General features: G+C 42.4%; 12 protein-coding genes. 3 read left to right on the top strand and 9 right to left on the bottom strand.

The window, feature by feature from the left end; translation table 11 throughout:
* Positions 1-37: 37 nt before the first annotated feature.
* The 6 genes from KO530_RS12265 to KO530_RS12240 form a co-directional block, all read right to left on the bottom strand.
* Positions 38-658, bottom strand: coding sequence for a cation transporter (locus KO530_RS12265; protein WP_216048724.1), 621 nt, complete (start codon positions 656-658; stop codon positions 38-40).
* 92 nt (positions 659-750) lie between these two features.
* Complete coding sequence (locus KO530_RS12260) at positions 751-2,490, bottom strand: GMC oxidoreductase (protein ID WP_216048723.1); 1,740 nt, start codon at positions 2,488-2,490, stop codon at positions 751-753.
* A 57-nt stretch (positions 2,491-2,547) separates the two neighbouring features.
* Entirely contained in the window at positions 2,548-3,156 is a 609-nt protein-coding gene (locus KO530_RS12255; RefSeq protein ID WP_216048722.1) for a gluconate 2-dehydrogenase subunit 3 family protein, read from the bottom strand.
* The gene (locus KO530_RS12250) at positions 3,143-4,390 is read right to left on the bottom strand and encodes a nucleoside permease (RefSeq protein WP_216048721.1); all 1,248 of its coding nucleotides are present in this window, start codon (positions 4,388-4,390) and stop codon (positions 3,143-3,145) included. Before KO530_RS12250 ends, KO530_RS12255 begins: the two co-directional genes overlap by 14 nt.
* A 62-nt stretch (positions 4,391-4,452) precedes the next feature.
* A complete protein-coding gene (locus KO530_RS12245; protein ID WP_216048720.1) occupies positions 4,453-5,505 on the bottom strand; it encodes a sugar phosphate isomerase/epimerase family protein in 1,053 nt (350 codons plus the stop codon).
* An 11-nt stretch (positions 5,506-5,516) separates the two neighbouring features.
* Positions 5,517-6,698 (bottom strand): Gfo/Idh/MocA family protein, encoded by a 1,182-nt coding sequence (locus KO530_RS12240; RefSeq protein ID WP_252729214.1) that lies wholly within the window; start codon positions 6,696-6,698, stop codon positions 5,517-5,519.
* A 151-nt stretch (positions 6,699-6,849) separates the two neighbouring features.
* Here KO530_RS12240 and KO530_RS12235 point away from each other — a divergent pair, with 151 nt between their 5' ends.
* Entirely contained in the window at positions 6,850-7,641 is a 792-nt protein-coding gene (locus KO530_RS12235) for an AraC family transcriptional regulator (protein WP_252729212.1), read from the top strand.
* A 58-nt stretch (positions 7,642-7,699) separates the two neighbouring features.
* Here KO530_RS12235 and KO530_RS12230 read toward each other — a convergent pair whose 3' ends face one another.
* Entirely contained in the window at positions 7,700-8,542 is an 843-nt protein-coding gene (locus KO530_RS12230) for a sugar phosphate isomerase/epimerase family protein (RefSeq protein WP_216048719.1), read from the bottom strand.
* Between the two features lie 384 nt (positions 8,543-8,926).
* Here KO530_RS12230 and KO530_RS12225 point away from each other — a divergent pair, with 384 nt between their 5' ends.
* Positions 8,927-10,234 carry an amidohydrolase gene (locus KO530_RS12225; protein ID WP_216048718.1) on the top strand — a complete coding sequence of 436 codons (1,308 nt, stop codon included), beginning with the start codon at positions 8,927-8,929 and terminating at the stop codon, positions 10,232-10,234.
* A 116-nt stretch (positions 10,235-10,350) separates the two neighbouring features.
* Positions 10,351-11,514: a YcbX family protein gene (locus KO530_RS12220; protein WP_216048717.1), complete on the top strand. Its 1,164-nt coding sequence runs from the start codon at positions 10,351-10,353 to the stop codon at positions 11,512-11,514.
* Positions 11,515-11,532: 18 nt separating this feature from the next.
* On the opposite strand, the gene nagA is transcribed toward KO530_RS12220, so the two are convergent.
* Together nagA and KO530_RS12210 are read right to left on the bottom strand one after the other, a co-directional pair.
* The gene (gene nagA / locus KO530_RS12215) at positions 11,533-12,669 is read right to left on the bottom strand and encodes an N-acetylglucosamine-6-phosphate deacetylase (protein ID WP_216048716.1); all 1,137 of its coding nucleotides are present in this window, start codon (positions 12,667-12,669) and stop codon (positions 11,533-11,535) included.
* A 94-nt stretch (positions 12,670-12,763) separates the two neighbouring features.
* Positions 12,764-13,657 carry a BadF/BadG/BcrA/BcrD ATPase family protein gene (locus KO530_RS12210; protein WP_216048715.1) on the bottom strand — a complete coding sequence of 298 codons (894 nt, stop codon included), beginning with the start codon at positions 13,655-13,657 and terminating at the stop codon, positions 12,764-12,766.
* Between the last annotated feature and the right edge of the window lie 132 nt (positions 13,658-13,789).

The raw sequence follows: 13,789 nt of genomic DNA, 5'->3' as shown, positions 1-13,789 counted from the left end.
GCCTAAAGGCCATGCTACACAGACGTCGGCACAATATTCAGGATTGGGCGGTGCGATACTCGCTAATTGATTCTTTTAAGACTTGTGCAGCGGATTGTAAGAATAAGCAGGCTAAAGCTAGACCGATCATGATATCTGGCCAACCGGAGCTAGTTAACCAAACCCCAACACCAGCAAAAATAACTGAAATATTGGCGATAATGTCATTGCGTGAACATAACCATACCGAACTCATATTAATGTCTTCCGCGCGGTGTTTCCAAAGCAATGCCAAACATACACCATTGGCTAATAAGGCGATGAAACCAAACAGGCTTATCGCTTCATATGTGGGTGAGTGAGGAACTATGATACTGTAAATTGCTTGGGCTAAAACAAATAAACCAAATACAGCCATAATCGAGCCTTTAAACATGGCGGATATGGCTTTCATTTTTGCCCCGCGAGCAATCACATAAATGCTAAAAATGTAAACCATTGCATCGCCCAGCATATCTAAAGAATCTGCAATTAACGACACTGAATTTGCCATCAACCCAGCAGTCAATTCCACAACAAACATGATCGCATTGATAGCCAGCACTATCTTTAACGTCTTACCTTGTTTATCCCTGAGCGCTTCTATTTCACAGGATTTTTCACTGCAGCAATTGGCCATTCTATTCCCTGTCAGTTTATTAGATGCTAGGTCGGCTATTTTGAGGGACATGGCGCTATCAAGCAACCCCAAATAGCCGTTAGCGTCTTAAACTACAAACGCTGTGCTTTAATTTCCTTAGCACAATAATCCACAGCCCTAGCAGTTAACGCCATAAAGGTGAGTGATGGATTAACCACACCTGAAGAGCAATATGCCGAACCATCGGTGACAAATAAATTAGGAATGTCATGGCTTTGGCAATATTGATTTAATACAGAGGTTTTCGGATCTCGTCCCATTCTCGCGGTGCCAACTTCATGAATAGCAATACCTGGAGCACGGTGGGGTAAATCATAGCTAGTGCCGCTTTTGACATTAGTACATCCACCAGCCCGTAACATTTCAGCGCCCATTTCGGCGGCGTCATCCATCATAGCTTTTTCATTTTCTCGATATTGCACGTTAAAGTTAATTAGTGGCATCCCCCACTTATCTTTTTTACTTGGGTGTAATGACATTTGATTATCAAAATGTGGCAACATTTCCCCTTGCGCAGAAAAATCAACGCCCCATTTACCCGGTTGAGTTAACTGATCTTTAAACTCACTGCCAATGCCATCTTGTTGGCTTTTGCCACGCCAATCAGCGCGATAGGTATTAATGCCATAGGCGAACCCGCGCAAATAGCCCTTACGGTATAACTCAGGTCTGGTTTGGAAATTTGGCATATAACAAGATGAAGGCCGTCGGCCTTTATAATACTCGTCCTCAAAACCTTCAATATCCCCAGTGGCGCGGGCATTATAGTTATGATCCATTAAGTAGTGGCCTAACACACCTGACGAATTAGCAATACCATTAGGAAATTTCTTAGAAGTAGAATTGAGCATAATTTGGGTACTACCAATGGTACTTGCACACAAAAACACCACATCGGCGAAGTACTCACGGGTAGACAGATCATCGTTGTCGATCACTCTAACCCCAACAACACGATTGCGTTTTTCATCATATATTAAGCTATGTACAACACTATTTGCGGCAATACTCAAATTATTGGTTTTTGCTGCTGCTGGCAAAGTTGAGCTTTGTGTCGAGAAATAGGCCCCAAACGAACAGCCTTTTTGGCATTCATTACGGGTCTGACATTGCACTCGCCCCTGAGATAGATGCAAAGTAGTGGGTTTGGTCAGGTGAGCCGTTCGTCCCATTATTAAATTACGTCCGGGAAAGGCCTTCTCTATTGCTGCTTTCAACGCTTTTTCTGGGCCCGTCATAGCAAAGGGCGGTAAAAATTCACCATCGGGTAGGTTAGACAAATTCTCTTTGCTACCACTGATGCCAGCAAAGGTTTCAACATAAGAATACCAATCTGCAATATCTTGATATCGAATCGGCCAATCATTACCAACCCCATCACGTTTGTTAGCTAAAAAATCGTCTTCACACATGCGATAACTTTGCCGATGCCACAACAAAGATTTACCGCCTAATTGATTTGCCCGTATCCAGCGAAAATCAGTACCATCAGCTGTTTCATAGGGGAGATCGCGGTCATTGCCAAAAAATTGTTTAGTACCATCGTGAAATGCATAACAATCTTTTTGAATTTTGTATTGTTGTTCAATTAGCAGATTATCTACTTTGCTACGATTTTCATAATCCCAAACCGGCTTACCTTCAGCGACATAATCTTTGCGGTGTTCAACCACTCGGCCACGTTCGATCATCAAAGTTTTGAAACCCCGTTCACAAAACTCTTTCGCTGCCCAACCACCGGTAATCCCAGAACCCACAACCAATACATCAAATTTTTCATCTTGTTGTTTTATATAAATATCTTTATTCACGTCATTTCCTAGCGATTTTTTTGTTCGAACAAAAAACTATGTCAGTACCAAACTAGCTCAATAATAAGCAAAACTGCCCCACGATTTGTCATCCTCTTTTAAAGGAATAACACTAAAACCGCCTGGCACAGGGTCGTATCGAAGAATTTTGCTTGCACCTTCTTCTGATGTGAAATAGCCAAATATAATCAGTGACTTAAGAAACTTAAACTGATTTTTTTGTGGTAGGGAAAAGCCTTGCATGGCTTCAATAGCTTGTAATAATTCAGCTTGCTTTTGAGCATCAATTTGACTGAATGATTGCTTAAAATTTGCCATTGAATATTGGTCTATTTGGGTAATAATATTCAAGCACACTTGCTGCTCTTTTTCACTGTGACAGCGAAATAGTTGGTGGTCGACAAATCCGTGGCAATCTAAATCTGCACCGCTAGGAGTGTCAGTTCGCGGTAAAATCGTGTTAGCGATATGCTTTAATGTCAGCATGGTGGGTTTATCAAACAACACTCCTGCAGCGTCTAAATCCCCAGTTCTAATCTGAAATCCCATTGCCACGTTAAGATTCGAGCCATATACCAGAGCAGTGGCCGTGGTCAGTCCCATTGCACGGACAAGGTGCTGCACAAACTTGCGTCTTTGTGGTTGGCTTAGTTTAGTTGGTTTCATCGGAGGCTCCCGCTTCGTTATTGATTGCGATTTTTTCGTTTTTGAATGCCAGCATAAATAGTAAAAATACCGCTAATGCGAATACCGCTGGGAATAACCAAATATTGAACCAGTCGTGGCCAATGTCAGTAGCATACGAATCGGCTATTTTGCCAGCTATCCAGAAGCCAACTAACATACCAATCCCATAGGTTGCTAAGGTAATTAGACCTTGTGCCGCATTTTTCACTTTAGCTCCGGCTTTGGAGTCTGTGTATATTTGTCCAGAAACAAAGAAAAAATCATAACAAACACCGTGTAACGCAATACCGACTAAGAGTAAGGCAATTCCACTGTCGGCATCTCCATAGGCAAATAACACATAGCGTAAAACCCATGCCAGCATACCGATCAATAAAGTAATTTTAATACCGAAGCGGTTTAAAAAGACCGGTAGTATTAGCATAAATACGACTTCGGAAACCTGTCCTAGCGTCATTTTCCCGGTCGCATTCGCGACCCCAATTTCAGTCAAAAATGGGTTGGCATTTTGATAATAAAAAGCCAAAGGTATGCAAATTAAAATAGAAGATATAAAGAACACTAAAAAGTTTTTATCTTTCAATAATGCGAGGGCATCAAGTCCCAAGATCTCTTTCAATCCCATTCGTTCACCAGCACTTTTCGGTGGCGTTTTCGGTAGCATGAAACTAAACAGCCCCAACACTAGAGATGCCGCTGCGCACAATAAAAATGTATTGCCGAGCATTCCTTGTTGAATTGCTTCTTTTCCATCCCAAGCAAATAAATAACTAATCGATAAACCAGCCACAATCCACCCTATAGTGCCCCACACCCTAATTTTGCCAAACTGTTTTGACGGGTCACGCATTTGCGAAAACGCCACCGAATTAACTAAGGCTAAGGTCGGCATATAAACAATCATGTAACCTAAAACAAATGGATAAAAAGCTGCAAAATCAGGGGCTTGATAAAGGCAATACATCAGCACAGCACCGATTAAATGCAGCACCCCTAGAATTCTTTCGGCATTGAAATAACGATCAGCAATCAGACCTATGATAAATGGGGCGATAATGGCTCCCCATGATTGCGTCGAAAAGGCCATACCAATCTCACTACCCGAGGCAGACAAGTTATTGGCCAAAAACGTCCCTAAAGTGACAAACCAGCCTCCCCAGATGAAAAACTGTAAAAACATCATTAAACTTAGGCGCAGAGTTACATTATTCATTTTTCTTATTACTCCTATGATCAAACCAACAACGATTCGTTGACCACTATTTCAATTTTACTTTAGAGCCCCAAAATACGGCGATTCAATTCATCGTCTTTGCCGCTACCCGCAAAGTCATCAAATGCTTTTTCAGTGGGACGAATAAGATGTTCAGCAATAAATTTTGCACCTTCTGCCGCGCCGTCTTCTGGATGCTTAATACAACATTCCCATTCCATGACTGCCCAACCATCAAAACCGTATTGCGTCAATTTGCTAAATATTGCTTTAAAATCAATTTGACCATCGCCCAATGAACGAAATCGCCCGGGTCTATCCAGCCAGCCTTGATAGCCGCCATACACGCCAGAGCGGCCAGATGGTCTAAACTCTGCGTCTTTGACATGAAATGCTTTGATTCGCTCGTGATACAAATCGATAAATGCTAAATAATCTAGTTGTTGCAGAATAAAGTGGCTTGGATCGTATAAGATATTAGCCCGAGGATGATGATTAGTGGCCTCTAAAAACATTTCGAAAGAAGCGCCATCATGCAGATCTTCACCAGGATGCAACTCGTAACACAGATCCACGCCGGCCTCATCAAAGGCATCCAGAATCGGCAACCATCGACTCGCCAACTCTGCAAATCCACGTTCGACTAATCCTGCAGGTCGTTGCGGCCATGGATACATAGTGTGCCATAATAAAGCACCGGAAAAACTAGCGTGAGACGTCAACCCTAAGTTAGCACTTGCTTTCGCTGCCCAAAGCATCTGCTGTACCGCCCACTTTTGACGTGCGGCTGGATTGTTTTTCACCTCATCCGGGGCAAAGCCATCAAACATTTCATCGTAAGCAGGATTAACGGCAACCAACTGACCTTGTAAATGAGTTGATAACTCACTAATTACCATGCCATGTTTGGCAACGGTCGCTTCAATATCTGCACAGTAAGTCTGATTCATCGCTGCTTGCTGTAAATCAAAAATGCGCCCATCCCAAGTGGGTATCTGAATCGCTTTAAAACCTAACGATGATGCCCATTGACAAATATCATCTAAATTATTAAACGGCGACTCATCGGCGGCAAACTGCGCTAAAAAAATACCGGGGCCTTTAATCTGTTTCATTGTCTGTTTCCTTAAAGTTGGATATCGGCAAGTAAAAAGGGATGCCACTTTTGCGAAGACTTGCTGGCTGCAACGGTATTTTCAATAAATGCCATTCCTCGAATTGCTTCATTTATGCCTGGCGCTTGAACCGAAATATCCGTCTGCTTTGATACATCAAAGTCGCGAATCTGTTGTGCAAATTGACCATATAGATTGGCGAAAGCTTCAATATACCCTTCAGGGTGCCCCGCAGGAGTACGCAGACTTTGCGCAGTTGCAGGAGCACACTCACCAACTCCGGCACGAATCATCTGACTAGGTTTATCGTTAAACTTCATCCAAAGGGTATTGGGTTCCATCTGTTGCCACTGCAGGCTAGCTTTTGTTCCGTAGATACGAATATTCAAATTATTTTCTTCACCTACTGATATTTGGCTTGATAGTAAAACTCCCTTTGCGCCATTGTTGAAACGCAATAACACGGTACCGTCATCATCGAGTTGTCTGCCGTCGACAACAGGCTCCAAATCCGCACATAATTTGACAATTTCTAAACCGCTAATAGTTTCTGCTAAATTTGCCGCGTGTACACCGATGTCGCCCATACAACAACTCACCCCAGCGCGCTTAGGATCTAAACGCCAACTGGCTTGTTTGCTATCTTCATCATCTTTGTTGGCTAACCAACCCTGAGTGTACTCAACCACTATTTTAGTAATGTCGCCAAGCTCGCCATTAGCTACCCGTGCAGTTGCTTCTTTAACCATTGGATAACCGGTGTAGGTGTGGGTCAATCCATACAGACAACCTGACTTTTCAATAATGCCTTTCAATTCAATTGCTTCATTCAGGGTGAAGGTTGCGGGTTTATCACTGAGTACGTGAAAACCTGCCTCAAATGCAGCTTTAGCTACTGGAAAATGCAAGTGATTCGGCGTAACTATAGAAACAAACTGCATCCTCTGGGATTCTGGCAGTCTCGCCTCCTCTGTAAACATAGTGTTAAAATCCGCATAACAACGAGTGGCAGGAATATTCAACATTTCAGCAGTATTTAAAGCATTTTGATAATCGGAACTAAACGCCCCACAGACCAACTCGATCTCTCCGTCTAGATTTGCGGCAGCACGGTGGATAGCACCAATAAATGCGCCCTTACCTCCGCCAACCATACCCATTCGAATTTTACTCGATGACCTTGTGTTCTCCATGAATTCCTCACCCTCGCATAAGCATTAACATTTCGTTATCAAGTATAGGCAATCAGGCAAGCTTCTCGATATAATTTATTCGGTCATTAGTGCAATTATTTCGGCGCATACTATAATATGAACTTATCTAACGACGTCACCTGAGGGATTTATGTCACAATTCTGGATTGAATCTATGGGAGAGCTGGAAATCAAACAATTAGTCGATGTGTTTGAACTTACTCCAGATATTCTGTTTTGGATTAAAGATCGGGAAAGTCGTGTTGTTTATGCCAACAATGCTTATCTTGAACACTCTGGATTTCAGCATAGAAGCCAAGTTTACGGAAAAAGCGATACCGAGCTTTTCGATCCCCATCTAGCACTGCAATACATAACGGACGATCGAAAACTGCTAGAAGGAGAATTAATTACGTCTCGCTTGGAAATGAATATATCTAAAGATGGAGAATTAGGTTGGTTTTCAACATCAAAGCGGCCACTGCGCGATAAAAATGACAATATCATCGGTTCTTACGGCATCACTCGGCACTTTCATAAATCCTCTCAAGCACTAGCAAATTTTGAAAGCATTCGTATCCCCTTAGATTTCATTCGCAAGAATTATCACCGGGCCATTTCATTAAAGGAGTTAGCGGAGTTATCCCATTTGTCTGTCAGCGCCCTTGAAAGACGTTTCAAAAAGCAATTATCCAAGACACCCACTCGAATTATTAGCGAAGTACGTCTGGAAAATGCGAGATTAATGTTGGTGGAAACAGATACTCCGATTTCTGAAATCGCGTTCAAATGTGGCTATAGTGATCACAGCTATTTCACGAAGCAATTTAAACAATTTTTTGGATTTCATCCCTCCCAAATGCGCGAACAAATGCAGGCAGAGAAAATACAAAACGCGGCGATTAAAGCGACCATGTTAGACGATGCTGATTCGCTGGAGTAGATACAACTAACGAGTTTTGAGACGCTCAAAACTCGCCTTTGAGTTGACTGACGAGTTACTAATACTTTTCTAAAGACTGCAAATAAGACAAACTCGCTGGTATTTGTTGAACCACCCGAGACGACTCATCTTCTAAAAAGAAGTATCGGATACCTTGCTTTTTAGCTTCCGCCACAACTGCAGCTATGCCCACGTCTCCCTGCCCTAACACGACATTAGTATCACCGTCAGCAGATCCTTTAGATGAATTTTCAGTACCTTTTTTACGATCTTTTAAATGCAATGAAGTGAATTTTCCAGGGTATTTTTTAAGTAACGCGGTAGGATCCATGCCACCGTGTTTCGTCCAGAATACATCCATTTGAAATTTAGCTTGGTCGACATTTTGGATAATGTAATCGAACAGGGTTTCATTTTTATAAGGTAAATATTCGTATCCATGCGCATGATATTGCAAGGTCACACCATGCTTCTTGAGCAACGCACCGGCTTGGTTCATTACATCTACGGTTTTTTGCGCATCTTCAAATAGGAAATTTTCACCATGAGGAACCCAATAGAAAGTGGTATAGCTTGCACCATAGAATTTGGCTCGATATACCGCCGCCATAGGATTATCTCGAAGTTCCTCAAAACTGGTATCTGAGCTCACCACATCAATACCGCGTTTATCCAATTCTGCTCGAAACTCTTCAACGGTGTAACCATATAGATCACGGCTACCTTCCACTGCATGTAAACCCCACTGCTGGATTTGGTCAAGGGTTTTGGCTGGGTCTTCAGCAAACTGATGACGTAAACTAAATAATTGCAGTCCCAATTCATGGGCAGCCAATTGGGCACTAGTAAGCAAACAAATACTCATTGCTGCGCCACTTACAAGTCGTTTCATCGTTTTCATGAGTTACTTCCGTTGTCGATTGGTTAATTTTAGAATAGCCGAAATCATATAAGCATGTGTGCTATTAGCCGTATAAGAAAATCGGTTGAAGCTATAACAATTTCAGCGAATAACAATTTATTAACGTCTTCTATCCACTTTGTCTCAGCAGACCCCCTAGTTCGTCGCAAACTGAAAAATTCATAGTTTTTACAGACCCGTTAAGCAAGCAAAGATTTTTTGAATAGGCATACTCGCGCCCATCATGTGCTTGCACAGATAACTCAAATACTGGGAATTTGTTTCGTTTCCCCTTATTAACTAAATCCTGGATAACATCAAGATTATGCGCTCCAAATTTAGTAGACTCATGAATTACAGATTGGACTTAGAGGATCAACAAGGGTGAAACTTTCAACATATTTAATAACTTTATTATTAAGTTTAGTGATTTCTAGCAAGGCTTTCAGCGCTGATTTAGAAACTCTGATTGCCCAAAAAAGTGACGAGATTGAGGCTGAAGTGATTAAGTTAAGACGTCATTTCCATGAAAATCCGGAGCTGTCTAATCGCGAATTTGAAACCGCAAAAACAGTTGCTGCCTATTTACAGGATCTTGGTATGGAAGTAGAAACTGGGGTTGCCTTTACCGGCGTTGTAGGTGTTCTCAAAGGTGGCAAGCCGGGTAAAATACTAGCTCTAAGAGCGGATATGGATGCGTTACCTGTTACTGAACAAACTGGTTTACCATTCGCTTCAAAACAACGAACTCAATACAATGGTAAAGAGGTTGGCGTGATGCACGCTTGTGGACACGACGCTCATATGGCGATTATGTTGGGTACTGCCAAAGTACTGGCGAGCATAAGAGAACAAATTCCAGGCACTGTTAAATTTATATTCCAGCCCGCTGAAGAGGGAGCGCCACTAGATGAAGACGGTGGTGCAGCAATGATGATTAAGGAAGGTGTGTTAGAGGGTAAATATGCACCCGAAGCAATATTTGGTTTGCATGTATGGCCATATAAATCCGGTGATATTCTATATCGTCCTAAAGGAGCCATGGCAGCAGTGGACACCTTTTTCATCGAAGTAACCGGCAAGCAAACCCATGGTTCATCGCCTTGGTTAGGTGTAGATCCCATTTTAGCTGCCAGCCAAATTGTGACCGCAATACAAACTATTCCAAGCAGACAACTTGACATCACTGCGGCACCTTCGGTGATCACAGTGGGCACTATTGAAGGTGGTTTGAGACATAATATAATCTCCGAAAAAGTCTCCATGAGCGGTACTATTCGTACCTTTGATAAAGGTGTTCGTGAAGAGTTACTAAAACGCTTAAAATCTACGGTTGAAACCGCTGCTTCTTTGACTGGTGCTAAAGCCGATTTTAAAGTCATATCAGCAACTTTAGTCACCTACAACGACGAAGCATTGACCGCACAAATGCTACCTACAATTAAAAAAGTGGTTGGTGAGGAACATGTGCGCCAAAATGCTGTGATTATGGCTGGGGAAGACTTTTCCTATTTCCAAGACAAAATTCCAGGATTGTATTTTATGTTGGGTATTGGGGCTGATGGTGTGCCAGAAGAAGACATGAAAACCAATCACAGTCCTGATTTTTACGTCAATGAAAAGGCCTTAAAGACCGGTGTAAAAGTGATGTCATCCTTGGCTGTAGACTATTTAAATAGTGCATCCGAATAATATTCACTAAACCACAAACAATTAAGCACCGTTATTCAAATAGCGGTGCTAATACATTTTTCAAAGTGCATGCAAATTGCGAAATGTTTAACACATAACCTAATAAGACAACTACTGTGCCCCAATTAACTCTTAGTCAAATCAATATTTATCCTATTAAATCCTGTGCAGGTATTTCCTTATCCAGTAGCAAAGTAGAGCAAATGGGTTTGGAATTTGATCGCAGATTTGTATTAACCCAAACCAATGGCACCTTTATCACTGCGAGAACCGACAGCACCTTGTGCCTTGTTCAAACGGAGGTCACGGCAACAGGTTTGCGATTAAATGCGCCAGGAATGCCAGAATTAATTATCAAATATGCAGAGTTTTCTGAAAAATATCAGACGGTGAAAGTTTGGGAAGATGACATAAATGGACAATATTGCGATCCTATTTATGATCACTGGTTTAGTCAGTTTCTTGGCAAACCATGTAAATTGGTGTTCTTTGGCGAACAATCAAAGCGTCGGGTTAAAAACAGTGACAGTGAGGTATCTTTTGCTGATGGCTATCCATTTTTAGTAATTTCACAGCAAAGTTTAAATGATCTAAATTCACGTTTAGCTACACCAGTGACAATGAGTCAATTTCGGCCTAATTTAGTCATCGATAATTGTGCGCCATTTGAGGAAGATAATTGGAAAAAAATTCGCATAGGTGAAGTTGAATTTGAGATCATGAAGTCATGTTCGCGATGTATTTTCACAACAGTTGATCCAATTACTGGCGAAAAAAACCCTCAATTAGAACCCCTTTCAACGCTACAAAAGTACCGTAAAGATAAAAAAGGCGATGTGCTTTTTGGGCAAAATCTCATTGCCCTTAATAGCGGAAACTTAAGCCTAAACGATGAAGTGGTTGTCACTGAACGGCAAACTCGCACTATTCATTTTGACCTAGGCTCGAAGCCAGCAAGAAAAGCCGGAAGATCACCAATTCAAGCAGAGAGCACTGAGCAGAGCGCAATAAAATCTGTGGAAATCGCTTTTTCTAGCTGGAATGTGAATCACCAAGGTGACAATCAAACCTCCATTTTAGAGCAAGGGGAAGCCGCCGGCTTAAACTTACCTTACTCTTGTCGAGCGGGGATTTGCGGCAGATGCAAAGTCAAACTCAATAGTGGTCAGGTCAAGAACATAAACGAACTTACTGGCTTAACAGAGCAACAAGCAAACCAAGGTTACATACTTGCATGCAGTTGTGTCCCTCAAACCGATGTGGAAATTACTAAAGCATAACCGCGGGTGGTGCATAGATTATATTTGAGCCCCTTCATGGGTAACCTGAACACCACCAATCCAGCACCCTAAAGATTGCAGTTGATCATCTAGCAGCACAAAATCCGCTTGCATCCCCACACTTATTTTACCTCTATCTGAGCAATCTAAAAAACGAGCGGGAGTTAAACTTGCCATATTTAGCGCTGACTCTAAGGCTATTCCCATATTTTGATGAATATTACTCACTGCTGATGCCATATCCAGAGCGGAGCCAGCTAAGGTGCCATCGGGTAAGGTGAGTTTGTTACCGGTACGTATAATATGCGTATCCAGCCAAGGTAAGGATTCAACATCGGCCCCAACATGTGCCATGGCATCCGTCACCAACATTAAATTCTGCCAGCCTTTGCACTGGAACGCTAAACGGCAATTGTAAGGGTGTACATGTAATTCATCGGCAATCAGTCCACAAGTAACTCGGGGATCGTGCAATGCTGCAGCCACCATTCCTGGATTTCGCGCCGCCAAGCCTGACATGGCATTGAATAAATGCGTAAACCCACTAGCGCCAGCATCGATGGCTTGCAGAACAGTATCAATGTCAGCATTTGAGTGACCCAAAGAAACAATCACACCGCAGCTTACCAATTCCGATATCTGTGCAGCTGAGACATTTTCGGGGGCCACAGTGACCACAACTTTACCCAAATCTTGACGACAAAAAATCGCCATTTCCTCTTCGCTTAGCGGTCTTATTTCATGACTTGAGTGAATTCCGCGCTTAGGAATACTCAGATGAGGCCCTTCAAAGTGTACGCCCAAAATTCCCGGCTCTTTTAACGCAATCGCTTCTGCGATAGCGTCTGCCGCTTGCTGTATAATGGCCAAATTGTCGGTAATCAGTGTTGGTAACATTGCTGTTGTGCCAAACAAACTGTGTGCTTGTCTGATTTTTCTGATCGTAGTCAGACTCGGTTGTTGATTAAACATGAGCCCGCCACCACCATTCACTTGAGTATCAATAAAACCAGCTGTCACCAACCCCTTTAAAGGTAAATCTGTGGATTGGGGATTCGTATCTAATCCGCGTATAACCCCATTTTCAACACTCAACCTGACATTATCTCGAATACATTGCCCATCGAACAATCGACTGGCGTGGTAAAAAGTCATATTTGATTCCTGTGTGATTAGCCTAATTATCTCAATTGGAGTTAACTTGGATTAAAAGGGTCGTTACATTCTCGCTAAAACACAACAGCGAGCGCTACTTGCTGTTATGTAATAGGTCAAATTCTCTTTTCGCCAACATAATTGCGCCATACTCTGGTGCGGCAATTGGTGGCTGAATAGAGCCTTGAATATCTTCATCCAACCAAGGTTGGATGCGTGAGGCTAACCCACCTATAAAGGCGGTACGTTGAGGCCCATGAGTCTGTAATTTTCTCGCCAAAGAGCTCAAATAAGTTGCTCCTTGTTTAACAATTCCTGTTGCAACAAAATCGTTTTGATCTGCATATTCGAACACTAATGGCGCTAATTTAGCAAAATCTGCGGTACTGGAGGTTAAATATTTTTCGACTATTTGGGCGGGGTCTGAACAATTAAAAAACTGAAAAACCGCCTCAACAAATGGACTTGATGGTGCAATGCCATCGAAACTTTCTAATGCCCAACGCACAGTTTGCAGTCCCATCCAAGCACCGCTGCCTTTATCGCCTAACAAAAATCCATGGCCTCCGTACTCAAACTGCAGCCTCTGATTACAGGCAAGCGCAGAACTACCGGTTCCAACTATAACAATTGCGCCTGAATCACTATTATGAGCACCTAAGCACGCAATGTATAAATCAGTACTCAGGGTCAACTGAGCGTATGGATGTTGCCACGCTTGCATTTGCGCTTTATAAAAAGGTAAATTCAAGCCAGCAAGCCCCATAGCTGTGTGGGTTTTTGCCAAGGCGGAATTAGGTAAACCCGCAAGCTTTACAACCTGTTCACTGACCTGTTGGATGGATGCCATTGCCAATTGCTGATCCCGTGCAGGATTCGCAGGGCCGGCGACACTTTCAGCTAAAAGATTTCCTTGTGCATCTTCTAAGCGCGCTTTGCACTTACTACCACCACCATCAATACCCAAAAAATAGGAAGGATTAAGCAATTTTATGTCCTCATAGCAATCAAATTGCATTCTAACATGATATTTTTGCAGCTTGATTAAATCACCTCTGCAGTAAATATAATTTTGTCTATTTTAGCGCTGAACAGTTAACCATATTTGCGGGTTTAGGTA

It is taken from the genome of Aliiglaciecola lipolytica (assembly GCF_018860635.1).
In the GTDB taxonomy this organism is placed as follows: Bacteria; Pseudomonadota; Gammaproteobacteria; order Enterobacterales; family Alteromonadaceae; genus Aliiglaciecola; species Aliiglaciecola lipolytica_A.
This window is presented reverse-complemented; position numbering and strand designations above follow the sequence as displayed.

Bases quoted from the DNA above. Each gene is read 5' to 3' on its own strand.
- KO530_RS12265 (WP_216048724.1), bottom strand. From the start codon at position 658: ATGGCCAATTGCTGCAGTGAAAAATCCTGTGAAATAGAAGCGCTCAGG.
- KO530_RS12250 (WP_216048721.1), bottom strand. From the start codon at position 4,390: ATGAATAATGTAACTCTGCGCCTAAGTTTAATGATGTTTTTACAGTTT.
- KO530_RS12255 (WP_216048722.1), bottom strand. From the start codon at position 3,156: ATGAAACCAACTAAACTAAGCCAACCACAAAGACGCAAGTTTGTGCAG.
- KO530_RS12235 (WP_252729212.1), top strand. From the start codon at position 6,850: ATGTCACAATTCTGGATTGAATCTATGGGAGAGCTGGAAATCAAACAA.
- KO530_RS12240 (WP_252729214.1), bottom strand. From the start codon at position 6,698: ATGGAGAACACAAGGTCATCGAGTAAAATTCGAATGGGTATGGTTGGC.
- KO530_RS12230 (WP_216048719.1), bottom strand. From the start codon at position 8,542: ATGAAAACGATGAAACGACTTGTAAGTGGCGCAGCAATGAGTATTTGT.
- KO530_RS12245 (WP_216048720.1), bottom strand. From the start codon at position 5,505: ATGAAACAGATTAAAGGCCCCGGTATTTTTTTAGCGCAGTTTGCCGCC.
- nagA (WP_216048716.1), bottom strand. From the start codon at position 12,669: ATGACTTTTTACCACGCCAGTCGATTGTTCGATGGGCAATGTATTCGA.